The organism is Burkholderia contaminans, from assembly GCF_029633825.1.
Classification (GTDB): Bacteria; Pseudomonadota; Gammaproteobacteria; order Burkholderiales; family Burkholderiaceae; genus Burkholderia; species Burkholderia contaminans.
Genome location: NZ_CP090643.1, coordinates 188848 through 211205, shown reverse-complemented (window position 1 = coordinate 211205; position 22358 = coordinate 188848). Strand labels below are relative to the sequence as shown.

The window sequence follows — 22358 nt, the reverse complement described above, 5'->3', positions numbered from 1 at the left end:
CCCTGCCGCTATCGCTTGCAGTCAATCCGACCAACCAGCCAGCGCTTCGGCTCCCCAGATCCTTGGGTGGTCACGTCGACCATGCATTTCTTGCCTGCGATCGTTGACGAATACGTCACCTTGTCCGGGGACGTCGAGACGGCCTTCATGGCGATGAACATCGAAGCCAGCGCCACCTGTGCTGCCTCCCGGGCTGCCGCTTCGTCGACGCGTGCTACATTGGCTTCGCCCGTCGAAAGGTCGACGCGGACTGAGAACTGGGCCGCGGATGTCGTAATCGTACCGAGTGTCGCCGCAACACCGGACCCCTCGAATATTCTCGCGTCGACCAAACACGTTGCCGCGGAACCGCTGCTGTCAGTTGTTTCGGCGATATGCGTCACGTCAATCCGCTTGAACGCGCTCTCGTCCCGCTTAATCGCCTGGATGCAGGCCTCGCGGATCAGATCCGGATTCACGGTCTTGGTCGTTAGCTTTGGAGCCTGGCGGTGGCCGTCGAGCGCGGTCTGAGGAATCTGTGCGGCGGCCGACATCGCTGCGGATTTCGGTGATGGTGATCAGGCGTTTCGGCGAACGTGATCAGTTTGGAAGGTGGTGTTGCGCGGTCAATGGATTATAGCGAAGGTGATCACGATCAGGATGCGGAGGACTGCTTGGCGTTGGTCTTTCGCATCGACTCGCCCTTCAACGGCAGCTTGTGGGCCTGATGGACGAGCCGGTCGAGGATCGCGTCGGCGAGCGTCGGGTCCTGAAGCCAAGCGTGCCAGTGTTCCAATGGCAGTTGGCTGGTAATGATCGTGGAGCGCGTGCCAACGCGATCGTCGAGCACTTCGAGCAGATCGTTTCGGGCACCCTGATCGAGATCCTGCAGCCCCCAGTCGTCGAGCAGCAGGACGTCCATCTTGGCGAGCTGCGCGAGCCGCCGCGTGAAGCTGCCGTCGCCGTGAGCGATCTTCAATTCCTCGAACAGCCGGGCAACGCGGACGTACATCACGGAGAAGCCTTGTCGGCAGGCCTGCTGACCGAACGCGCACGCAATCCACGTCTTGCCTGCGCCGGTCGGCCCCGTCAGGATGAGGTTCTGCGCGTTACGGATCCAGTCGCAACCGGCAAGTGCGGCGACGACGCTCTTGTCGATGCCGCGGCTCTGCCGGTATTCGATGTCCTCAATGCAGGCCTGGGGATTCTTGAGTTTCGCAGACTTCAGCAGCCGTTCGAGCCGCCGGGTATCGCGCCAGGCGAGCTCGCGCTCGACGACCATGCCGAAGCGCTCTTCGAACGACAGGCTGGTGCTGGCGGTCAACGCCGTTTGTTCCTCGAACGCGCGGGCCATGCCGTCGAGCTTCAGGGACTTGAGCTGGGTTAAGGTTTGCTGCATCAACATTGCGACCTCCTTGGGTCAGTGGTAATACTCGGGCCCGCGCACGTTCTCGTGATCGGGCGAATGCCATTCGGCGGGCGGAATCGGGAGCATCGGCTGTCGGTCCAGGCCGGATTCGAGGATCGACAGCACGGAGCGGCGGGTCGGTGAGCCGATCACGAGCGCCCGCTGGCAGGCGGCTTCCAGCCGTTCCTTGCCGTACTTGCGCGAGAGCGACAGCAGTCCGAGACAGGCACGGTACCCCATCTCGGGATGGGGCCGGTTGGTCAACAGATGTTTGACGATCGCCTCGGCACCGGGACCGACCGAGGCGCCCCAGTTCAACAACCGGCCTGGCGTCCATTCCATGTGGGCGCGGTGCGCCGCCGGCATATGCTCAGGCAACGTCGTATGCTTGTTCCGGAGTCGGCTGCGGGCGTGGGCGGCAACGCGCTTGCCGCGGTGCAAGATCTCGACGCCGTGGCGCGTCACGCGGGCATAGACTTCCTGGCGCACGAGGCTGTGCGGGACGCTGTAATAGTGGTGATCGACTTCGACGTGGTAGTCGATGTTGACGCGGCACTTCACGAAGGTCGCGATCTCGTATCGGCGTGTCGGCAACGGGCGCAGCGCCGGGCGGTCTAGCCGCTCGAACCATTCGCGGCGGTTGCCGTCGAGCTTCTTGAACGGACGCCGGTTCAGGTCGGTGATCAGCTTGCCGATCGCCTTGTTCAGCTCGGCCAGGCTGTAGAAGCGGTGGTTGCGCAGCCGTGCGAGGATCCAGCGCTCGACGATCTGCACGCCGACCTCGACCTTCGCCTTGTCCTGCGGCTTGCGCGGCCGCGCCGGCAACATGGCGGTCGCGTAGTGGTTCACGAAGTCCTGCGTGGTGTTGCCCAGCACCGGTTCGTACCGGTCCGCCTTGGCGATCAATGCCTTGGGGTTGTCGGGCACCAGCAGCTCGGGGACACCGCCGTAGAATTCCAACGCGTCGATCAGGCTGCCGATCCAGTCGGGCATGGCCTCCGAACGCGTCGCACATGCATAGGTGTAGTTCGAGGCGCCGAGGACGGCCACGAACACGTGAGCCTTGAACGCGATGCCGCCGTCGCGACCGAGGATCGGCACAGTTTGCCCGGCGAAGTCGGCGAACAGCTTCTCGCCGGCGCGGTGTTGCTGGCGCATCGAGCGCTTCAGCGCCGCAGCCCAGTCCTTGTACCGCTGGCAGAACTGCGTATAGCGATAGGTGCGTTGGCCTGGGTGAGCCTCGACGTACTCCTCCCAGAGCAGTTGCAGCGTCACGCCCTTGCGGCGCAGGTCGCGGTGCATCGCCGCGTAATCCGGTTCGACCCGGCGGGTCGGGACCGCGGTTTCCTCCGGCAGGTCCAACCTGATCTCGAGCTCGTCGTCGGCGAGCGGTTCGACGGTAGCCCAGTCGAGGCCCGCCGCGCTCGCGCGGGCGGCGTATGCCGAGATGGCGCCGACGCTGATGCCGATCGCGCGGCTGATCTGGCGGTGCGACAGGCCGCACGCCCACTTCAGCCGCAGTACTTCCTTCAGTTTGCGCATGCTCATCCGATGTGCCGGCATCAACCTGTCCCCTAAAAAGGATCAAGGCTAACGCCCGTCGTTGATCACATGCGCAACACCACCGCCGAGCCGGAACGGCTATCCCGTTTCGGTCGCGTGATCAGCTGTTTCGGTTCGCTGATCACTCATTCCGGGAACGTGATCACCCGCTTCGGCAAGATGATCGCTCGTTTCGGAAACCGGTGATAAGTGATCACCTTCGACCGAAACGACCGATCACCATCAATCGGAACCACTGATCACGTTCAACCGAAATCGCTGATCACGCTCGCCGAAATACGCAACATCGCTGTACAGATCGTCGAAACAAGAAAAATTCGCTTAAGCATTGTCGAGGTGAAACCTTGGAATTTGGTAGATGGCAAGACGCCTGCGAGAGCGTGCTCGTTACGGCTGACCTTCGTTAAACTGACGACGGGGCATCGGCAGGAGGAGGCGCCACGGACATGGGGCAGCTAGTGGCGAACCCGAAGAACGGGTGATCGACCAGGTCGTCGCGAATTCGCGTTCCGCAGCTGAGGCACGCCTGTGCGTGTCCCAGATCGGAGAACCGGCAGGGCTTCGTCTTTCCGCCTAGGCATGCTCGCTTCTCTGTCATGGTCGTCTTCCAGGTCGACGTTGAACACGCGGTTTCCGTCGCTCCCCTCACCGGCTGGTGCCCCGCCGAGTTGGAGCGCATTAAAGGTGTCGCACGGCGCGTACTACCGGCGGGAGCAGAATCAGCAGAAGCAGCAGCGGCAACCAGTACATTCCGAAATAGGCCATGTGCCAAGCATCTCGCGTATAGGCGTAGCTCAGTAGCTCGCTGTCATTGACCTGGAATTGCACATTGGGGTGCGTCTTTGGCGAGATCCACCAGCCGCCGAAGAGACTGCCGGCCAGCGATGCCTCGAAACTGCACGACGAGGCGCCTCTTTGTGGCTCGGCTCCTGCCATGTCGCACACCGGACCTCTCAGCACGACCTGTGCGGTCTCGATGCGCTGGAGCGCGTAACCGATCCGAAACACGGCTAGTAAAACGAATACTGGGAGGATGAACGACACAACGATGGAGCAAGTGGAGCGGGACATGCGGCTTCCTTGGTGAGCGGTGCCTGCGCTATGCAGTTTCAGACAGAATTGATGATCGTGGCACCATGCCTTCAGTGCCTTGTGGAAGTCACGCTCCCGGCTCGCAGCGTACCTCGTCTTGTCTAGGTCATAGACGTACAGTGGACGCCCATATGAAGCGATGACTTCGGCAATCTTGGCGGCAACGTGAGATTCCTGCGCTAGCCTTCGCCGGTGGTCGCATACCTTAAACCAGCCAGGTACGAGCCGAGGATCGAACCGAGAGAAACCAGGGTCAACCCAGGTGCGGACACAAGCGGTTGCACCAGTTCTTCAAGCCATGCAGTCTCTTGCGGCGCCGAGCCTTGCAGCGGCGGCAGCACAACATACCGCATCAGCAAAATGATGACCGGAAGTGTGGCAGCGGAGAGATCTGTTGAGCTACGAGTGAACGCCGCCACAGACAGCCCGATGCCGATCGCAGCGCCGGCGGCGCATAGATCGAGAGGAAATTCGCCGATCGCGTTTGCGATGACAGCAGCTAGCAGCCACCCGGGAACAATGCCCATCTTCATGTCCAACACTCCTACAGTTTCAGTGGTCGAGGCCTGTACAGACCGCGAGAGCAGCCGCGACCAGGCCTGTCCGCCTTGATCAGTTCGTCTGAGCTTCTACGGGCTTTAGGACGTAGCGCTTGTCCACGCCATCCGTCGCTCGAATCGAGAACCCGCTCGTCATGAGAGTCGACAATCCTGACGCCATGTTTCGCGTCGCGACTTGGCGGCCGCCAAAGCCACCACGTTCGTACCCTCTACCGTATCCGACGAATGCCCCTACGCTCGCCGAGATTGCAACCGTCGTCAAGACCGCAGCCACAAGAACAGCTGGGTGCAATGCGATTGGTTTTACTCGCTTTTCCACGAAGATTTCCAGGTTAAATCGAGAAGTAATGTGCAACCCCAGCGAGGGCAGATCCGATCGCCGCCCCGAAAGCGCAAAAAGCCCCTAACTCCCACGTATTTCGCTTTGCAATCGCGCGCCGTATAGAGTCCTTCTGCGTGCACGTCGGTGCGATGAAATAGACCGTCTCGCCGTACTTGCCGCAGATTGCGCTTACCGCGCCCGACTCAATTGCTTGGGTCAGTTCGTGCGGCATAGGCAGATATGCCGCAAGCATCAATCGAAGTGTTTTCAATGTCTTCCCTCTTCTTAACGCTCACCACCGCTGCGCTCTCGAGTCGTGAACGCATTGAAGTGACTTTCCACGGTCTTTAGACGCGCCTCGGGTGTGAGCGAGGACCGCAGCGCTATACCAATCAACCCGATCGCCTCGAGGGCTGCACCTAGTTCCCTGCGGAGCCGAGCGAGATCCTCAGTCGGGGCAGCGAGAGGCTGATCGGGGTACAGGAAGAGGGTTTGGCGGTCCCAGTCAATACCCGGGCCAATCAAGGTGACGCGGCGCACGGGGGCCGGACCGACGGTGACGTGACCAGGATCGAAAGGCACGCCAAGTAAAGGATCGTGCCGCGACCGCGCGGCAATCTGTTGCAATCGGGAAAGGGCCTGGCTCAGAGTGAGTGGCTGACCGGCGTTACTGCGCTTCGCCATGTGGCTGCTCCCAAAACTGGCATGCGGGCGAGCGCATGCGAATGTCCGTTCCGGGTCCCCCGGTCCAGTGCTGTTCGATGACGGCACACTTCCAGTATCTGCGGGCTGTCGCGCCGCCGGTCGAGCGCTTGTGTCGGCAGCTCGCACACGTTTCGCCGGCTGGTCCACGGCCGGGTTGCCCTGCGAATCCCTTCGGCTCGGTGGGCTTCCGTCGGGCCTCGCTGACGTGCTCGGTCACGGTATCACCCAACAGGTCGACGTACTGGATCGTCCGCATGGTTATACGAACCTATTGTAGGTTTCGTGGGTGACGAACTGAGTCGGGCGAAGCGACGTCGCCTCGACGAAAATTCGGTGACACAGTCCGACCGGCACTGAAAAGTATCCTCTACGAGTTGCAAGCTTCTTGCCGCCGAGCGACTGAGGGTGGGCTCCGGCCTTGAGCTCGGACAACACATGCAGCGCGCGCTCCATGACAGCTGGGAGGGATTCAGCCGCGCTAAGGTCGATCTCGGCGCGATCTGCTGCGAGCTTCAACGCGCGCAATCGCTCCAACTCGCTTGGATCCTTTTCCGGGCGTTCCTTCCGGCGGCGCGGTGGGGCTGCGGATGCGGCTTTCTGCGCATCTCGCTGCTCGGCCGCGGCCTGCGCGGCGAGGACGGCCTTCTCCTCGTTAGAGCAACGGTGACAGAACTTGCCCTGCCCCTTATGACCGCATGCGAAAAGCCGCTTCATCGCCGGGCCTCCGAGTTGGACGCGCGTATCGCTACGGTCGCGAACTCAGGAGGCAGAGCCGGCCGAAGTAGCATCATGAGCCCGAGTATCAGGGGGGCGATTTCGGCGGCGAGGGCGGGCGGGATCGTTTGGGTAAGCATCTGGTGTTCCACGTCAATTCGGTTAGTCGGAATATCGGCAGGTTTGGGTGATTCCTTCAATCCGAGATGCCCACGAGATCGTGTCCCTCGGCACCGGAGGGAGTTCCCGGTACAGGGTAGGCGGTCCGAACAATCCCGCGCCGCCGGGCGCGTCGCCGGCCCGGGCGCACGCGTGGCTCAGAGGTCAGCAGGCGTCCTGCCCCGTAGGGCCGGCGGGCATCGCTTTCCAATGGGTGTACTCAGAGAAGCTCGGGGAGACGTAGTCGAAGCCGACGATCGCGCCGTAGCCTTCCGCGTTCCAGGCCTGCACGTTCCCGTGCGCATCGGCGTCTTCCTTCGTCGGCCGGCGCTCGCCGACGGAAATCCACTCATCGGCGACGTCGTAGGTCCAGCTGCGGGTGGCATGCGTCGCGAGAAAGTCTTGGGCGACACGCTCGGCGGTGAGGCCGGTGCAATCCAGGGGCCGCGCGACACGGATGGTGATGTGGGTCGAATGCTTCATGTTGATGCTCCTGCGCCCTCTGCGCACTCGTGATCCGTTTGTCGGATCGTTTATCGTTTGACGGCCGGCGAGCGGCCCGACCGACATTATGCGGTGGGTCTTCGCTGCAGTGGGCCCGCCCGATCAAAGACGCGCATAACGGCCGGGCTAGGTAAAAAGTAACGCATGCGGCCGGCGATGCAAGTCCGCCGAAAGTGACTGCAGACGGGCGACGAACGCGTCGTTCGGCACCCTGGCAATGACCACCCAGACTACTTCACACTTGAGTTGGCCTCGATCAGCGCTCGCATCGCCTCGGTGTGAGTTTGCGAAACCGCCATGTTTCGTCTGTCATGTGCAGAGATTTCGAGGCTGTACGTTGCCGCTAGGGCGCGCAGGGCGACCTGAGGAGACCTGGCAGTCTCGGACAGCTCTACAAGTTCGCAGCACCGTTGAATCAGATCTGCGGGCAACTTACCGATCCGCTCGGAACGAGCGGCACGCCGCACGAGCGGTTCGATGGAGGCCTTGTAGAGTGCGGACGCGGCCGCCTCAGCGTTCTCTCGGCGGATCCATACACTTGGGGCGCGCTCGTTGGTACTGGTGAGACCGTCGACAAACCATGCCGCCGGCTGGCTGCCAGTAGTGGCTCCCGGCTGCGGAATCGATGCCAGTGCTCGCTCGGCCTGTGACTTCATACTGTCCGCGACGTTGATCTCGTGATTCCAGTAGGCGAAGGTGTCGTTGTCTTTTGCCGCCTCGGCTGCAAGTCGCTGAGCGGCGAAGCCTGCGACGATGTTGGGGTGGTGGCTGACGACGTCCGTTAGGCATTCAAGTGCCCCGCCGGCCGGACCGTCGTCGTGGTGTTGGACGGATAGGGCGCGGAGAACGACACGGAGACCGTGAATGCATCCACCGATTCCGGCGGCGATGCCGACAGAGTCGACGCGGCATTTTGCCTGCTCCTCGTTCATCGTAGCTGTCCAGCTGTCAAGCAGCCGCGTTAGCTCGTCCTTCAGAACCTGAATGCTGCCATTGTTGACGATCGTCATTTTTGCTCCTAGGTTACGCCGCAGCGTACGCGAGTTGCTTCTCATGGGCGAAGTTTGCCCGGATCAGTGCTTCGGCCTGCACCGGGGAAACGCTGTTACCGCACATCCGAATTTGCGCGGTTGCGGTCAACGGAACGCGCGGAAGCAGACGGGGATCACCAGGCACTTGGACACCGTCCTTGAAAAGAAGCTTCGGATCTGGTATCTCATGAATAATGTAGTCCTTCGGAAACGATTGAGCCCTATATAATTCAGGAGCCCTAAGCATTCTAAGAGTTATGTCAACGAGGACCCACCACGAACCCGAGTGGAACATCATTATCATTTCGGCGGGCTCAGGGAACTCATCAGGCAAGTGCGCGCGGAGCAACTCGGCGCACAGCCGAGCGTTTTCGCGGTGCTCGGGCGAGAGGCAATCCGCGGAAACTTGCGTAGCCTGGACGAGCCCCATTCGTCCCTTGGTCGGAAGGGTATGCATCGGCTCGCCGAGATCTTGCCATTGGCCGCCCGAGCTGTAGTACTTCACAAGGTACGCAGTAACGAGCCGTTGGTTCGCTCCCTTCGATGCGATCGTCGACAGCGGCGCGTCCGCCGACCGACCATCGTTATCCTCCCAGAATCCACCATTTGCTTGCTCGAAGAATGCCGCCGAAAGGGCCTGCTCGCCTCGATTCGCACCGGTGATCGTCGGAAGCGGCATTGCAGGCGTAGTACCCGGTCGATCACCGTGGTGGGTGACGTGCATAAGGTGCGCTGCAACCATGCCGAGCGGGGCGGCGCCTCCAGGCCGCTTTTGGAAGCTGTTCGCTGTCACGGTGGGCATCGGCTCGTTCATCGCGGCGCCCGAGCTTCCAGTGCGGAACTTCGTGATATGCGCTGCGACGATCGCCTGCTTCACGCCGCCGGCGACCGCCGTCCCGAGGGGCTGCTCGATCGACTGGGTGCGAGGCTCCTGGCCTTCCCGCTCGCCATAGCCAACCGTGATCAGATGGGCACTGGCCAGGGCGTGATGGGTGCCGCTCGCGGTCACTGTCGAGACGGGCTGCTCGACACTACGCGCGCCGAGGTGCGCCTCGCTAGTTCCGCGCAGTTGCACGAGGGTGGGCGCTACTACAGAGAAGTGGCCGCCCTTTACCTCTGCACAGATGGTCCGCAGCGGCTCATCCGCACGCATCGTTCGCTGATTGCTGGCATTCGCATGCTCGGTAACGAACGGCGTGGCCATGGTTGAGAGATCACCGTCGTTCCCCTGTTCCGTCGGCACGATAAACGGCGACGCATTTGCGAGGACATGTTTCCACATGCCTTTGGCGACGCGGCGCTCGGTGTTCGTCACCAACGGCTTCTTGCGGCCAAAGATACTGTTGGACTGCACGCTGAAGTCGATGCATTCAGCGGCAGTGCGGTATGGTGCGAGCATGCCAGCGAGGACTTCACGCGACGTCGGCTCGCCGTGAGTCGGCTCGGGAAAGACGATCGGCAATCCGTCGCGCCGCGCCACAAGGAACAAGCGCTTGCGGATCGTCGGGGCGCCGTTGTCGCAAGCACGCAGCTCGCGCCAGTCGACCGTGTAGCCGTGCTGACGCAACTGACGCACGAAACTTTCGAAAGTTTTTCCCTTTCGCTTCGGGTCCGGTCGGCTAGTGCCGTCCGGCATAATAATTAGTGGTCCCAATTGTTGGAACTCCTCAACGTTTTCCAACATCAAAACTCGAGGTTTTGTCAAGGCTACCCATCTTAACCCAACCCACGCAAGTCCGCGAATGTGCTTGGCGACCGGGGTGCCTCCCTTGGCTTTGCTGAAGTGCTTGCAATCGGGACTGAGCCAGACTAGGCCGACGGGGCGATTCCCTGTTACCTTGATTGGATCGACGTCCCAGACGGACTCGCACAGATGTTTCGTGTACGGGTGGTTAAGCGCATGCATTGCCAGCGCTTCCGGGTCGTGATTGATCGCGATGTCGACGGGCCGACCGAATGCGGCCTCGAGTCCCGTCGACGTGCCGCCGCCGCCGGCGAAGTTGTCGACTATGAGCTCACTGCCAAGGTCAAGAGCGCGTGTTAGCAGATCGTGTTTCATCCGGACCTGTGGCCCTGCCTTGCCACAGGAGGCGGCCCGAGTTGCATGTCGACGCACCTGACGACCTTTGGAAGGTCCACGCAGCGTGTCGCCGTCGAAGAGCGGCAGATTGGCCTCGTTATGGCTGGTGGAAGCGTGCATGGGGATCTCCGGAAAGGGGGTGAACTTCCAGGATACGGACGGGGCGATGAACGCAAATTGACTCGCCCACCGGACGGAAATCGCGGCGGCGAAGGGATCTATGCGTGGTAGCTTGAGTTGATCAGGCGGTACCGAGGCCAGTACACGCGCCGCCGCCCGAGAGGGCGCCAGGAGCAGGCTATCGGGCGGTTCGGGTCCTTTGTCCTCGGGGCGCTGATCGCTGAGTCCCCGAGCGAAGCCCAACTTGCTAGCGAGTACTGGAGCCGATGGTCGTCAGGAAGTAGGAAGGGGGTAGAGTACGACGCGGCTTCCTACAGCCAGTCGAGTGTGCACTTGCCCGGCCGCCGGCGGCAGGTGCGCTGCAGGCCGCGGACGTTCACTTGACTGTCGAGTTGATCACGTTGGATCGGCGTGTCTCCTTCTCGGCTTCTGTGAGCGTGTCACAGCCTCGGACACCGCAGCCTTGATCACAGGCGAAGTCGTACCCCGGCGCGAGGGTGACGATGTCGCCGCTACCTGAATCGCGGTCGTCGTCGATGTGGCCAACCCAGGCGCGGGATTTGATCCGATCGATTAAGGTGGGCATAGCAGTTCCCTCTAGGGTACTTTGGATGTCAGGACTTCCAGTCCGGGGAGTACTTCGCATCGCCTGCCCGGCGGTCGAATTCTTCGATCAACTCGCGCTGTGCCTCATCGGCACGGCCGAGATCCGCCTCCGAAACGTCGTCGATGGGTATCTCTCTCGGAGGTAGGCAGCGAGCTGCCCCAGAATCGCGCGCTTGATAGCTCGTTTGTCCATCATCTATCCCCATTCTTCATTCGGGTCGTTGTTCAAACTGCGTGGCGAGCCTCTCGGCCCAGGCGCGATCCTTCTCGTTGTCGCGAACAGAGAGTTCGTGATACGCCGCAGCGTCCTCTAGTGCCTTTAGGCGGGCGCTCCACATCGCCTCCGAATACCCTTCGTTCCACTGGAGCCACTGATGCGTACCGATGTGGTGGGGGTTGCGGGCCGATACCCCGTGGTTGCGCCATGCCATGCGGCCGTCATGCTTCATCGTCCGCTCCTCTACATGTTTTGACCAGTCGCTTTCACTTTTGCGAGTTGGTTGCAGCGCCACTCTCGCGTCGCTCCTCGCGAAGGAACCAGAATAGCGCAGCCCATTGGTCGTTCGGAGGCCATCGGTGGCTACCAGCGAGGCCATGGCGCTCCATCGACCGCATCGCGGATACAACGGCAACTCGAGATGTTTTCAGGCGGTGGGCGAGATCGTTTGTGGACACGCTGCTTGGCGCTGCCGCCAGGAGTGCGATACAGCGGACCTGAAAGACGGATGGCCGATGGTCGCCGGTCATGCCGTGATGCTTACGGCGAGCGGTGCGATCTTGGCGCCCACCGCGAGCAGCCAATCGGCGGCGCAGGCGAAATGTTGACGGGGGTTCATAGTCGTATCCTGAAAGGTGAGAGTTTTCAGGATACGAGCGCGGCAGGAATTGCAAGTTCGGTTGAGGGGCAGGCTTGCGTTCCCCTGGCGCCGCACGTGGAGCGCGGTGGCATTACAGTTGCACGGTGGCCAATGACGCTTGCGCGGATCCTGCCTTCGTCAGGTGGGCAGATAGCAATCCCGCGGATGCAGGCCGGCGAGCGGTCGTACGGTCCCAGAACTCGCCTGATACCGCAGGGGTCAGCGGAGCCGCGTAATGATCCGGAAGTCGTAGTGAGCGTCTACAGCCCCTGTATTTGGCTCAGGGACGATGCGTTGAGAGCGAAACGTTACCCCATCCATTTCGATCGCGAGGAGCGCAGAACCCTCCTTCGTGGCCTGCCTGTCGAACGCGTCCACAAGGTCCGCCGCCGTCGCGTCGTCGAAGCTGACGTAGTGACCGGCGACTGCGAGTCGCGACTTGAGTTGTCCAGCCATCCGGATGACCTCGATGTCACTGGCTATCCGAGTGGCGCTTTGGAATAGGCGATCACGACCGCCAAGGTCAGCGCCCAGGGCTTCCGGCCACGGTATTGTGACGACAACGGCACGAGGACGCGGGTCGCCGAGATCGTCCTTGCCAGCGAGCAGGGCCTGGAATGCCCCGATTTGGCGCCAGTAATCGTAATCCTCCCACTGCTGGCGGGACGTCGCCAACGCTTGCCCACCTTGTGAAATCAGCAGGTTGATCGGGAGGAATTCCGGCGAAGCTCCTATCTCATTTGCCGTGACAGCAACTACACACCACGCGGCCAAGCACCACTGCAACAGCACTGCACCGTGCTCGCGCGCGTCGCCGATGCCGCCACGAAGTTTCAAGACCCTTTCCGCGTAGAGCTCCCAGCCTGCGAACCGGGACGGGGCCGCGGTGCCATCGGCACAGGGCATGCTCGCAGCCTGAGGGAACAGAGTCTCAAGAACCTCGCAGACCGCCGCAGACGTATTGAAAACAAACGAGCGAAAATTATCGATGTGTCGGAGTTCGGTCCGCTCACCTCCAATGAAGAGGCCCTGCTTGGAGAGTGCGGCATTTGGCCCGACGCGAAGAATGCCGGCCTGAGCATCTTCGACCACGCGGGTTACTAGCGAATGCAAGTTCTTGTCTGCCATTCTGATCCGGCCACTTTGATGAGGTGAGCACATAGCGCATTATCGCGACGTTGCCCATTCTAACGGAGCGGGTTTGATGCGCTCCCAGACCTATGCCTGGCGAAGCGTCCTGAACGGGAACACGTGATTGTGGGACCCGCCGGCTGCTGAGCTCGGCGGGTTGATTGCAGTTTGATTGTCAAACTTCCGGTTCCATCTGCTTCGACAGCGATATCTTGACGTCAGAATTGCGCAAGTCAATGTCGAAGGGGTCGTAACTGTCACTGGTCGCCTCGGACGTTCGTGTTGCCACGGACCTCCTCGAGCATTCGAGAACGCTGCACGTCCCAAACGATTGCGAAATGCTCGTTACCGCGACTGGTCAGTAGATCCTCGAGTGAAACGGACGCCTTCTCGAGAAGCTTCTCTTCCAGCCGCGCGAACTGCTCGTCCGTCAAGTCCTCCGTTTCATCATCGTTCTCCAGCGGGGTTGCGGCGTCCTCAAGGCCCCACGCCGAGACAACTAGACCTCGGCTGCGAAGCTCGCATAGCAGGACATCCGCTTCGATATTCGAAAGATTGAGCGTCGTATCGGCTGGTGCCGCCGCAACCTCCGCAATCCTCTCGGATCGGCTTTCCAATCGCTGAAGAATGAGAAGACATTCAACATCGTCTATTGCGCTCTGGTAGAAGTTTGCAACGCTAAAACCCGAGACCTTCTCTTGATCCGCTTTGAGTAGGCGTAAGGCTTCAATCGGTGAGTGTGATTCGATCCGATACAGGATCGCCTTCGCGACCCTTGGCCACTGCACGCGCGCGGTCTGAGACTTAGACTTCCACTTTCGTACAAGGGACCGATATGCCACTGCAAAGCTGGTGGCTCGCAGGTTGTCCGCGTCGCTCGATTTCCCGAGCGGCAGGGCGGATGCGAACTCCCCCAACTCCGAATTGCCGCGTAGGGTGCTCAACGCGTCTCGCCAGGCCAGCTGTTTGGTAACAAAGCCACCCAGGCTCGTTTCACATCCAGACCCGCTGGGCTGACACAAGGTCAACCAGTAGCGGAGGTTGAGGCCGCTTCCGTCGACCGCAGTGACCAAATGGACACGGAAGCCGGCCGCCGTCGCGAGCGCAATATCCCCCTCGGTGATTTCCGGGAGGTCCGGCGTCGATGCCGTCGCGTCACGATACTGTTGGGCCTCACTGAGTGTCCCGGGTTCCTCTTCATGATCTTGCCGGGTCGCCGAGTCAGCCTTGATTGCCTCCCACGCTATTTCTGCACGGTCGAACAGGGCCGAGACCTCCTCTACGGACAGACCCATCGACTGGGCCAGGGCCGTCATGTCCAGCGTGTCCTGCGTCGCCAGAATTTCTGCTAGGAGGCGAGGGAATTGCACATCGTCACGCTGCCACGGTGCCCGCTCGGCCTGAGGCTGCTTCTCAACCGCGTTGGAATTTTTGGTCATGATTTTCTCCAGTATTGCCCTCACGAAGGGCTGTTGATAAACCGGAGAGAAGGAACATCGGGTGAACGCTTCGAATAGCGCTCGCCAGATGCTGAAAGGCTCGTCTGAGAGGTTTCGTCGTGCGTCGGCGCTTGATTCGTGAAACCAGTCAAGCAAACTCGCTTTGCAAACGTCGGTGCTCCCGCCCGCGCCTCGTGAGAGGGCGGGGCGGGCACATGTTGCGAGTTTATGTCTACGATTGCGGCGACGACGCTTGGTTCAGAACTTCATGATGACGGTCGTTGCTCAGTTGGTCACAATAGTCGGCATACCCGCCGCGATCCATTGCCGAGAAGTCGAGTCCGTACGCGTCACAATAATGACGAAGATCGGCAAGCAGGGAGGACACCGCAAGTGTATCCGGCTCAGTGTCGCTAGAGGCGTCGTCTGATGATTCATCCGCCACTCGCCACGCTTTCATCGCTTGTTTCAAGCGTGCCACGCGCATTTTGGCCGTGTACGTCGGTTCGGAAGCAAACTTCGGATCGCGTGCCGGAATCACGACGTCGACCGAAGCGACTCCCCGCATTTCAGGATCGCGTTGAAGCGTGCGGACCGCATCGGCCCACGCCTCTTGCTCGGTTGAGAAGTCACCTTCGCTCGATTCGATGCCAGACCAGTGGGGTTGCGTAACGGTCCACCAGTACCGACCACGCAGCAGCTCGTCAACAACGTCGGGTGGGCAGAATTCGATACGAAATCCGGCAGCCTTCGCAGCCTCGACCTCCGCATCCGAGACGTCTTGTACGGTACCGTCCGGGCGCCTCACGTCGCCATCGCCTCTTCGGCCGACGACGTTCCCACGCATGTCTTGCGCGTATGCTGCGATCACTGACCCTGCACTGTTGAACTTCACGTGGAAATCCAGGTTGATGCGGCCCGAGTTGCGCAAAGGCACCTCGGTGCCGGTACAGGACGTCTCGAGGAAACAGTGCAGGTGCTGTTGGTTCTCGGTGTTCCAGCTAAGGTGGGAGATTCTGCGGTGGGCGAAGTCGTCTCCCAATTCATACCGGGCGAGTACCGCTTGCGCGATGATGAGACGAGCCTGTGCCATGTTGCAAGTTGCGCCTGGTGCTTGTTTGTTCATGATTTTCTCCAGTGTTGCCCTCTTGAGGGGCCGTTGATAAACCGGAGAGAACGGGCATCGGGGAAACGCTTGAAAGGGCGCTTGCCGGACGGTGCGATGCTGAAGAGAAGTGCTTGAGTGCGCAGTAGCGCTTGATGGTGAGCGATGCCGAGCTAACGGCTAGCCGCAGGGTACCACGGAGCCAGTGGCACACTGAACGAATTGTCCGCCGCCCCTCTACAACGAAGGTATCCGGTGTCGGCGATCGACGACGAAGGATTGTTCACATAGGGCGGGAGCCGGCGTAGAAGCGTACTACTCAATTGTGAACCAACGTGATGGCGGGCCTGCTTACCGCTACTTCGCTACTCGCGGACAGGAGGGGGCAGCCGACCCTCCTGCGAGGGCGCGGCCGCCGAATGCTGCGAGTTGATGATTACGACGACTTCACCAGGGATTGGGTTTCGCCGACCTCGTTGTACAGGCTGTCGAATTCTTCACTCGACAAACCCAGTTCCAGCCGGTCGATAACCGAGTCGAGTTTGAAGTAGGCGTCACGCTGTTCGGGCGTCAGCAACTTCCACATGTCGCGCAGATAGTCCTGAAGGTCGCCGACCTCGTGATCCGGGTCCGAATTCTCCCCATGCTCTTTGGCCGCGCGAATGCACAGCTCGCCGTTGTAGGGGGACTCAGCTGTGACGATCGGGGAGTCGCCAACCAATTCGGCCGATCCTACAGACACCTCCCAGTTGCCCTCGAGTGCCAGGTCGATACCGCCGTCGGGGTTCCTCGCCATCATGTCTGCCATCGCGGCCAATAACCCTTTCGGCGGCCGGAAGGTCTCTGCTGCGTCGTCATTCTCAGCGCGAATGCGCAGCGTAACGCACGCGAAGACCTTCCTTTCATCACCGTCCTGGTTGTCGTCTTCAGTGATATAGCCACGGACGACCGCGACGACACCCTCGGGTAACGTATTCTCCTTGATGGCCGCTTCAGTGAAGCTCTGCGCTTCCACATCGCTCAACTCGCGGTCCGTGAGGTCAGAGCTCGTGAAACCCATGTCCTCAAACTGGATGTCGAATTCAGGTGGCTCCTCGTGTGCTGCCAACCGGATTGCCGCGGTTCCGGGTTTCCATTCCGTGATTCCGTCGGCCGACAGCGCGGCCTCCAACAGTCGTCGAACACTTCCCACTGATGCGTCAGCAAATTCAGAGCTGACGATAGCTTTGGAGTCGATGCAGCCGACTCCCCGCATTTGATACTCGAATGGTTCAGACGTTGCATCAGCTTCGGGGTGTACGCCCATTACTCGCGCGACCACCTGGTCAACATCGGTGGCCGTGCAGTGAACGAAGATCCTCCCGATCAACGCGGCGACCTGCGTCTGTCGGAGCTTGCTAGCTTTGTTGGATTTCGTGTTCATGAATTTCTCCAGTATTGCCCTCACGAGGGCGGTTGTTAAACCGGAGAGAAACAACATCGGGCGAGCGGTTGAAGGTCCGCTTGCCGGATGCCGCTAGTGGCCTGAACAGGCTGGGTGGGTGTTAGCGTTTGATGGGAGAGACCTGCCGACTAAACGACTATCCGCAGAGTACCATGGCCGCATGCCCAGGCGGTCACAAAGCGTGCCGGCGGAGCGAGAGCGCACCACCGGCACGAAGTCCGCGCTGGGATTTGATTAGGCCAACCCGTCCGGCATCGGCATTCGACGAAGAAGAGTAGTCGTCATAGAGCGGAAGCCGCCCTCGAGCCGCACTGCGTAGTCATTAACCCACGCAGCCGCGAGCGGAGAGGCCAGAGCATCCTCGACCTGGTCAAGCGTTACCGCGCCGCCGGCAACGATACTCAGATTGTGGTTGATGGGAAGGACACCGGGGGGCACGCGGATCGCCTTCGGCGACTTCGCGATTCGTGGCACGATCAGCGACTCCCGGGACAGATCGAGCGCGTGGAACGACTCCGGTGGCATCCACACTTTGCCTTGGCGTCCACGTTTGGCCATAAGGTGCATATGGCTTGAGAGGTGAGCCATGATTTCCGGGCACGGCTCTTCGTCCGGCCGCGTTCGAATCGCCCATCGTGTCGGCTTTCGGAGCTTTCCGCCGTCGATATCGTCGGTATCGACCGCCGGCACCAGGCATTCAGGCGGCAGGCGACGGGCCGTCGTAGCGTCTATCACGAACACACCTTCGGATCCAAGCCAAGGTGCGATTCGGACATCCGCGAACTCGCCCAGCTGACGCATGCCCATGTAGCGAGTCTCGTCTACACCAGGATGGATGGGGCGGCTGGTCAGGTTCCTCTCGGCGCCGGCATCCGACACTAGCACCACCGAGACGGGATGTACTCGGGGTGGCGTACCAGCTCGCCGCTGCTTTGGTCGATAGAACGTGGTTTCAGCGCTCAGGCGTTCGATGTACTCAATCGACATTCGCTCGCCGAGTACGGCCCGTAGCCGACTCGCTTGCGCATTCGCCAACCAGCGGTCGGATGTCACGAGGGCCACACGCCCGGCCGGCCGCACGGATCGACTGCAGCGATCGAGGAAACTGTGCAGCATGTCTGCGCGAGCGTAATCCGGGACGTGCTGGCTGTACTCGCTTCTGAGGAGCGTCGGGATATTCGCGGCACGAAGATAGGGCGGGTTCCCCACCACCAGATCCCACATTCCGGTTTCGGGGCCGTCGATCAGAAAGTCGCGGTTGTGGACCATCTCGTTGGCCATTTCGGCCGCACGAGAAGGCCCCCACCCGTGCGATGCGAGAACGGCGGCAACGCGTGATCTTGCGTCGACACTGGCAGACGGGTGGATCTCCCACCCTTCGACCTGTCCGCGCGGGTCAAATCCGGTTGGCCGCGCTGCAAGAAGAGCATCGAGAGCCCGAACCAGGAACATTCCGTCGCCGCAGCTCGGGTCGATGAGGCGGCCGGTAGTGTGAGGCCAATCGAGGCGGTGCAGCAGTTCGTCAACGACCGGGCTGGAAGTGTAGATGGCCGTCCGGGTGTGGAGCTCGTCGACTGCGGCACGTCGCGCAGCAGCATCGGCATCTTCGAACATCAGGATGCCTTGGGAGCCAGAGGACGCCATCGAAGCAGTGTCGTGCCGGCTCATGACGCCTCTCCTTTGCCACCGTTGTCCGTGGCTGCCCTAGGCACCAGTCTCGGGCCCGAGTCGCCAGCACGCGATTTGCCATTGCGCGCGTCCTCGGTAGTTCTATTGGACGGGAGTGCAGCGGCGAGCGCGGATAGGATCGCGAAGAATGAAGTCTGAACGGCGGTCGCATTCCTTACGGTCCGAGCGTCGCCATAGTCGATGACGAGATTCGCGATGGCGTTGAGCGCGATGGCTTCCTTTGCGGGACTGGACGCGTCGCGGATGAGCGCTTCGATCGCGAACTGACATGCACTCGCACCGCTAGCGTCTCCGGCCAGGTCTTGGGACCTCGCCTCACTCTCCTTGGCGACGCACGCCTTCAAACCCGCATAAAGGCCGCGGGTGTATGCGTCCGCTGCGGCGGCGCCGATCGCATTGGCCGCTGTCACTGGCGAAATATAAACCGCGACCGTATGGGGCGGCTCGGGGAGGTCATACAGTGTTGCGGTTTCCCAGTCGATAGGCCCTTTCGCGACCTCCGGCGAGACGTATCCGATAACGTCGCCCGAAAAGCTGAGAGACGCGTGCTCCAGCGTGGCGATTGCTTCATGGATGACCGACCTGTTCTCGGCCTTGGTGCCGGTCCAGTCGAGTTGCTTTAGGGCGTGGGCAATAGCAGTCGTATTCATTTCAGTCGGCGAGAGTTCGAGGGTCCGGCGGCTCAGCAGACAGGCCGCGTTCGTGGCGACGCACCACTGATCAGAGCGTCGAGCAGGGGTGGGCGGCTTCCTGTCATTCGAAGCCGCAATGATTTCGTGAGCGGCCTTGAACACGCGCAAGCTGGGTTGCTCGCAGGGCCAGTGTCTTCAGGATGTGATGGTTCAAGGGGGCACCAGATACGACAGGATCAGAGTGAAAGACGTGGCACTAGTGGCTTGAAATGGTTCCCGTTTATGGGAAAGTGGTTACCTATCGATCGCCGGTGCACGCCGGTCGACAAAGTTGACCCGTCCACTTGGCACGCAGACGAACGTCGCGTGCGCCGGACGGGTCGCCTCGTAGATCAGTCGACCTTCAGTCGGCCGCCGTTACCCAGGCCACCCTTCACATGCTGGGTCTTGTACTGCTTCAGCGAGTCGACCAGGTTGTTCAGCGAATCGGTGAAGGCCGCGACGATTACTTTGCCTTCCGGGGTGTCGGCATAGCCCGCGATCGTGCCACCGGTGTGTGTGGACATGATGCTGCCCAGTGCGCCGATATCCATGTTGCGCGCCGAGCCGGTCGCGGCTGCCACTTGCACCGTCGAGCGATTGTCCACGAGCGTCAACGTGGTCGAGGCAGACTTCGTGTTGATCTGGCCGGCGACTTGCGCCGCGTAGTTGCCAACGACGGGGATCATCGAGAGGACGCCACCCAGGCTGCCCGCGTTCTGACTTGAGAAGGTGATACTCGGCGTCATCGTGTAGTCGGCGGCGACCATCCTGCCTTTCTTGATTCGGCTCGTGGCTCGAATCTCGCCGGCGGCGCCGAGTGCACGCTCGCCGATCGCGGTGTCCAGCGCATTACCGCGGTCCACGATCACGAAGCAATTTGATTGCTGGACCAGCAGCTTGAGGACCGGAACCGTGCTCGGCAACTGATACTGGCTCGTGAGCAGCTGATACCAGGGCGATCGCTGATCTTCGTAGACCGCGAGGGTACCAAGCGGGGTGCTGCAGTGGTGCATCGAATCCGCGGTCGGGGCGTTCGACCCGGCCACGGCCGTGCTGTCCGGGCTCTTACCGCCACCCATGAGTTGCATATTCGAGCACGCTGCGAGCGACGTCACAAACAGGACGGCTGCGAGGGTGAAAAGGGTCTTTCGCATAGTTTGAGTCCTCGTGCGGTGGTGACACATGCCGACATTTCGGCGGTTAGGGGGTGCAACCGACGAGGCCGAATCAGCGCCTCCGTCTTGCCTGCGAGACCAGTGTCTCGCGGGAAATTCGGAGTGCAAGTTCACCTAAGCGCGTCGGTTCGCCCCTGCTCGCGCGTGCGTGAGGACCTCGTGCATTCGAAGGCTCATCAACTCCAGCAGGAGCTCGGCGTCGTTGACCGCATCGACGGGATCCTTGCAGATGAGGGCGCCGATTGCAGCCTTTAGCCAATCGGAGGTATCGGGCGCTGCTCGTAGGGAACAGCAGCGTTGGTCAAATTCGGGCGTGAGGGTCGATGACGACATGCAAACTCCTTCGGAACAGTTGGGAACGCGTCGATCGACCGACCCGATTTGGCAGCATTCGAGGGAAGCGACCGGCTCAGGCCAGGTTTCGACCTGGACTGAAACGGCAAAAAAATCTCCCGCGCTACCCTCCGAAAGAAGGGTTGGCGACGGGAGCAAGGGGCACGAGATAACTCTGTACTGCGAGCTGGTAGTACCAGCCGGGAAAGCGACGATGCGACTGCGCAACCTGCACTTGCGACGCTATTGCAGGGGTTTGCTACGCAGCGGACGCTTCGCCGGTCGTGGTGGCCGGCTCTGCTGCATCTTGCGGGTCATCCCGCGAAGGTCCTTTCGCAGCGTCGATCGCAGTCAGAAGCGATTCCAGCTTCTCGCGGATTTCCGGAGCGAGAGCTGTGTAGCCCGGATCGGCTTTCACGCTACGAAGCGTGTCAGCCATAGCGGGTGCTTGCTTCTTGACGACTTTGTCGAGCTGAGCGCCGGGAAGATTCTTCCCGGTGACGCGAGTTTTACCCGATGCTTTTGCGAGGGCACTGGCAGTTTCGAGAACAGTAACTGCCTGGTCGCCGTGCTTCTTCTGGGCAGCGAGCGCGTTCTCGGCCGAGATCTTGCCTTCCTGAACCATCTTGCGGATCTTGCCGGGCAAGCCCATCAAGCGGAGGAGCTGCCCCACGTACAACGCCGAAATCTTCAGGCGGGACGCGATCTCATCGATCTCCATGCCGTACCCTTCGAGGCGTTTGCAGACAATGCCCTTTTCGAACGGCGTGAGAGGCTTCCCTTCGTTCGAGGTGACGAGCGCAACAGTCAGATCCTCGAGGGAAGTCGACGCCGGCTTGAAAACCATCGGAAGCGTGGTGATGTTCGCCCCGCGTTCGATTGCACGTTTCACTCCCTTGAAGCGGCTATAGCCGTCCGTCAGGTAGATCACGTTCTTGCCGCCTACACTCGCGACGTAACCAGCAAGCGGCTTGTCCTGGTAAAAGCCATTCAGACGAATGGATTCCGCCAGGAAGTCGATGTGCTGATCGTACGCCTCGTCATGCACTCGAACGTTGAAGTCGGGCAGTTCCTTGATGTAGGCGATCGGTACCTGGTAGAGGTCCCGGGACTTCGCGCCGATTTCGTTCATCAGTGCTTTCGAGCCGCCGAAGTCGAGCGTCGTCTCGAAGGTGAGCATCTTCTCCAGCATCTGGAAGAAGCGCTCTTCATCCTTATCGCTGTTTTCGGTTGCTTGCGCAGTGGCGTTCATGGCTTTCTCCATTTTGCCCAGTGGGGCAGTTGTAAAGGGAGAGGGCGTTGCCCAGTGAAGGCTTAGCCTTGACGGGACATGCAGAAACCTCGAAGCCATCGTCCGATGCAGAGATCGGAATGCAAATCGTGCAGAAACGCGAAAACGGGCCCTTTGGCCTAGACAGGTCAGGACGAGAGGGTAATGGGTGTGGGGGAGAGTTTCAGACTGTGGGGGCGCCAAAAGAGCAATTGCTCAACGAGCGGGGCGCCAAAGTCAGTTTGGTGCAGGCGATGCCGACTGAACGGCTGCGTGGAAATTACCACGGCTCGTGGGAAATTTGCAAGTGAGTCGAGTAGGCCACTCCCTAAAAAGTCGCCAGCCTGAATGTCAGAAGCAGCCCTTGTTTTCAAGGGCTGCCCTCTGAATGGATGGAG

The 22358-nt window shown here is 60.9% G+C and carries 22 protein-coding genes; 2 read left to right on the top strand and 20 right to left on the bottom strand.

The features are described 5' to 3' along the window. Positions 1 to 8: 8 nt before the first annotated feature. The 3 genes from LXE91_RS40135 to istA all read right to left on the bottom strand — a co-directional run bounded on the left by LXE91_RS40135 (position 9) and on the right by istA (position 2950). The gene (locus LXE91_RS40135) at positions 9 to 533 is read right to left on the bottom strand and encodes a hypothetical protein (RefSeq protein ID WP_046543795.1); all 525 of its coding nucleotides are present in this window, start codon (positions 531 to 533) and stop codon (positions 9 to 11) included. A gap of 101 nt (positions 534 to 634) precedes the next feature. Continuing rightward, a complete protein-coding gene (istB, locus tag LXE91_RS40130) occupies positions 635 to 1384 on the bottom strand; it encodes an IS21-like element ISBmu3 family helper ATPase IstB (RefSeq protein WP_009687279.1) in 750 nt (249 codons plus the stop codon). A gap of 15 nt (positions 1385 to 1399) precedes the next feature. Beyond that, positions 1400 to 2950: an IS21-like element ISBmu3 family transposase gene (istA, locus tag LXE91_RS40125; RefSeq protein WP_012213865.1), complete on the bottom strand. Its 1551-nt coding sequence runs from the start codon at positions 2948 to 2950 to the stop codon at positions 1400 to 1402. Between the two features lie 48 nt (positions 2951 to 2998). Here istA and LXE91_RS40120 point away from each other — a divergent pair, with 48 nt between their 5' ends. Next, positions 2999 to 3136 (top strand): hypothetical protein, encoded by a 138-nt coding sequence (locus LXE91_RS40120; RefSeq protein ID WP_006400880.1) that lies wholly within the window; start codon positions 2999 to 3001, stop codon positions 3134 to 3136. A 3-nt stretch (positions 3137 to 3139) separates the two neighbouring features. Further along, positions 3140 to 3409, top strand: a complete 270-nt coding sequence (locus LXE91_RS40115; RefSeq protein WP_143274583.1) for a hypothetical protein — start codon at positions 3140 to 3142, stop codon at positions 3407 to 3409. A gap of 219 nt (positions 3410 to 3628) precedes the next feature. Here LXE91_RS40115 and LXE91_RS40110 read toward each other — a convergent pair whose 3' ends face one another. From LXE91_RS40110 to LXE91_RS40030, 17 genes are all read right to left on the bottom strand, one after another. Further along, positions 3629 to 4021 carry a hypothetical protein gene (locus LXE91_RS40110; RefSeq protein WP_046543794.1) on the bottom strand — a complete coding sequence of 131 codons (393 nt, stop codon included), beginning with the start codon at positions 4019 to 4021 and terminating at the stop codon, positions 3629 to 3631. A 200-nt stretch (positions 4022 to 4221) separates the two neighbouring features. Beyond that, positions 4222 to 4575 carry a hypothetical protein gene (locus LXE91_RS40105; protein WP_046543793.1) on the bottom strand — a complete coding sequence of 118 codons (354 nt, stop codon included), beginning with the start codon at positions 4573 to 4575 and terminating at the stop codon, positions 4222 to 4224. A 634-nt stretch (positions 4576 to 5209) separates the two neighbouring features. Continuing rightward, a complete protein-coding gene (locus LXE91_RS40100) occupies positions 5210 to 5608 on the bottom strand; it encodes a hypothetical protein (RefSeq protein ID WP_077230919.1) in 399 nt (132 codons plus the stop codon). 279 nt (positions 5609 to 5887) lie between these two features. Continuing rightward, positions 5888 to 6343: a DUF7682 family zinc-binding protein gene (locus LXE91_RS40095; protein WP_046543790.1), complete on the bottom strand. Its 456-nt coding sequence runs from the start codon at positions 6341 to 6343 to the stop codon at positions 5888 to 5890. Between the two features lie 324 nt (positions 6344 to 6667). Next, on the bottom strand, positions 6668 to 6985 hold the full coding sequence (locus LXE91_RS40090; RefSeq protein ID WP_046543789.1) for a hypothetical protein: 318 nt from the start codon (positions 6983 to 6985) through the stop codon (positions 6668 to 6670). 251 nt (positions 6986 to 7236) lie between these two features. Continuing rightward, the gene (locus LXE91_RS40085) at positions 7237 to 8016 is read right to left on the bottom strand and encodes a hypothetical protein (protein WP_046543788.1); all 780 of its coding nucleotides are present in this window, start codon (positions 8014 to 8016) and stop codon (positions 7237 to 7239) included. Positions 8017 to 8029: 13 nt separating this feature from the next. Further along, positions 8030 to 10096 (bottom strand): DNA cytosine methyltransferase, encoded by a 2067-nt coding sequence (locus LXE91_RS40080; RefSeq protein WP_046543787.1) that lies wholly within the window; start codon positions 10094 to 10096, stop codon positions 8030 to 8032. 517 nt (positions 10097 to 10613) lie between these two features. Further along, positions 10614 to 10823 carry a hypothetical protein gene (locus LXE91_RS40075; RefSeq protein ID WP_046543786.1) on the bottom strand — a complete coding sequence of 70 codons (210 nt, stop codon included), beginning with the start codon at positions 10821 to 10823 and terminating at the stop codon, positions 10614 to 10616. A 229-nt stretch (positions 10824 to 11052) separates the two neighbouring features. Beyond that, positions 11053 to 11292 (bottom strand): hypothetical protein, encoded by a 240-nt coding sequence (locus tag LXE91_RS40070; protein WP_070162826.1) that lies wholly within the window; start codon positions 11290 to 11292, stop codon positions 11053 to 11055. Between the two features lie 627 nt (positions 11293 to 11919). Beyond that, entirely contained in the window at positions 11920 to 12828 is a 909-nt protein-coding gene (locus LXE91_RS40065) for a hypothetical protein (protein ID WP_046543783.1), read from the bottom strand. 260 nt (positions 12829 to 13088) lie between these two features. Then, positions 13089 to 14270, bottom strand: a complete 1182-nt coding sequence (locus LXE91_RS40060) for a hypothetical protein (protein ID WP_046543782.1) — start codon at positions 14268 to 14270, stop codon at positions 13089 to 13091. Between the two features lie 232 nt (positions 14271 to 14502). Further along, the gene (locus LXE91_RS40055; protein ID WP_135370884.1) at positions 14503 to 15396 is read right to left on the bottom strand and encodes a hypothetical protein; all 894 of its coding nucleotides are present in this window, start codon (positions 15394 to 15396) and stop codon (positions 14503 to 14505) included. A 415-nt stretch (positions 15397 to 15811) separates the two neighbouring features. Then, positions 15812 to 16798, bottom strand: a complete 987-nt coding sequence (locus LXE91_RS40050; RefSeq protein WP_135370883.1) for a hypothetical protein — start codon at positions 16796 to 16798, stop codon at positions 15812 to 15814. 255 nt (positions 16799 to 17053) lie between these two features. Further along, positions 17054 to 18487, bottom strand: a complete 1434-nt coding sequence (locus LXE91_RS40045) for an Eco57I restriction-modification methylase domain-containing protein (RefSeq protein WP_077178827.1) — start codon at positions 18485 to 18487, stop codon at positions 17054 to 17056. Beyond that, entirely contained in the window at positions 18484 to 19308 is an 825-nt protein-coding gene (locus LXE91_RS40040; protein WP_077019818.1) for a hypothetical protein, read from the bottom strand. The genes LXE91_RS40045 and LXE91_RS40040 overlap by 4 nt, the downstream gene beginning before the upstream one ends. Before the next feature lie 224 nt (positions 19309 to 19532). Beyond that, complete coding sequence (locus tag LXE91_RS40035) at positions 19533 to 20336, bottom strand: CsgG/HfaB family protein (RefSeq protein ID WP_046543779.1); 804 nt, start codon at positions 20334 to 20336, stop codon at positions 19533 to 19535. Between the two features lie 613 nt (positions 20337 to 20949). Beyond that, positions 20950 to 21942 (bottom strand): ParB/RepB/Spo0J family partition protein, encoded by a 993-nt coding sequence (locus tag LXE91_RS40030; protein ID WP_052760123.1) that lies wholly within the window; start codon positions 21940 to 21942, stop codon positions 20950 to 20952. Positions 21943 to 22358 lie beyond the last annotated feature (416 nt).

Excerpts from the sequence above, each read along its gene's own strand:
- LXE91_RS40035 (WP_046543779.1), bottom strand. The coding sequence starts at position 20,336 with ATGCGAAAGACCCTTTTCACCCTCGCAGCCGTCCTGTTTGTGACGTCG.
- LXE91_RS40080 (WP_046543787.1), bottom strand. The coding sequence starts at position 10,096 with ATGAAACACGATCTGCTAACACGCGCTCTTGACCTTGGCAGTGAGCTC.
- LXE91_RS40085 (WP_046543788.1), bottom strand. The coding sequence starts at position 8,016 with ATGACGATCGTCAACAATGGCAGCATTCAGGTTCTGAAGGACGAGCTA.
- LXE91_RS40055 (WP_135370884.1), bottom strand. The coding sequence starts at position 15,396 with ATGAACAAACAAGCACCAGGCGCAACTTGCAACATGGCACAGGCTCGT.
- LXE91_RS40100 (WP_077230919.1), bottom strand. The coding sequence starts at position 5,608 with ATGGCGAAGCGCAGTAACGCCGGTCAGCCACTCACTCTGAGCCAGGCC.
- LXE91_RS40075 (WP_046543786.1), bottom strand. The coding sequence starts at position 10,823 with ATGCCCACCTTAATCGATCGGATCAAATCCCGCGCCTGGGTTGGCCAC.
- LXE91_RS40120 (WP_006400880.1), top strand. The coding sequence starts at position 2,999 with ATGCGCAACACCACCGCCGAGCCGGAACGGCTATCCCGTTTCGGTCGC.
- LXE91_RS40095 (WP_046543790.1), bottom strand. The coding sequence starts at position 6,343 with ATGAAGCGGCTTTTCGCATGCGGTCATAAGGGGCAGGGCAAGTTCTGT.
- istB (WP_009687279.1), bottom strand. The coding sequence starts at position 1,384 with ATGTTGATGCAGCAAACCTTAACCCAGCTCAAGTCCCTGAAGCTCGAC.
- LXE91_RS40090 (WP_046543789.1), bottom strand. The coding sequence starts at position 6,985 with ATGAAGCATTCGACCCACATCACCATCCGTGTCGCGCGGCCCCTGGAT.
- LXE91_RS40050 (WP_135370883.1), bottom strand. The coding sequence starts at position 16,798 with ATGAACACGAAATCCAACAAAGCTAGCAAGCTCCGACAGACGCAGGTC.
- LXE91_RS40105 (WP_046543793.1), bottom strand. The coding sequence starts at position 4,575 with ATGAAGATGGGCATTGTTCCCGGGTGGCTGCTAGCTGCTGTCATCGCA.
- LXE91_RS40110 (WP_046543794.1), bottom strand. The coding sequence starts at position 4,021 with ATGTCCCGCTCCACTTGCTCCATCGTTGTGTCGTTCATCCTCCCAGTA.
- LXE91_RS40065 (WP_046543783.1), bottom strand. The coding sequence starts at position 12,828 with ATGGCAGACAAGAACTTGCATTCGCTAGTAACCCGCGTGGTCGAAGAT.
- LXE91_RS40045 (WP_077178827.1), bottom strand. The coding sequence starts at position 18,487 with ATGAGCCGGCACGACACTGCTTCGATGGCGTCCTCTGGCTCCCAAGGC.
- istA (WP_012213865.1), bottom strand. The coding sequence starts at position 2,950 with ATGCCGGCACATCGGATGAGCATGCGCAAACTGAAGGAAGTACTGCGG.
- LXE91_RS40135 (WP_046543795.1), bottom strand. The coding sequence starts at position 533 with ATGTCGGCCGCCGCACAGATTCCTCAGACCGCGCTCGACGGCCACCGC.
- LXE91_RS40030 (WP_052760123.1), bottom strand. The coding sequence starts at position 21,942 with ATGAACGCCACTGCGCAAGCAACCGAAAACAGCGATAAGGATGAAGAG.
- LXE91_RS40060 (WP_046543782.1), bottom strand. The coding sequence starts at position 14,270 with ATGACCAAAAATTCCAACGCGGTTGAGAAGCAGCCTCAGGCCGAGCGG.
- LXE91_RS40070 (WP_070162826.1), bottom strand. The coding sequence starts at position 11,292 with ATGAAGCATGACGGCCGCATGGCATGGCGCAACCACGGGGTATCGGCC.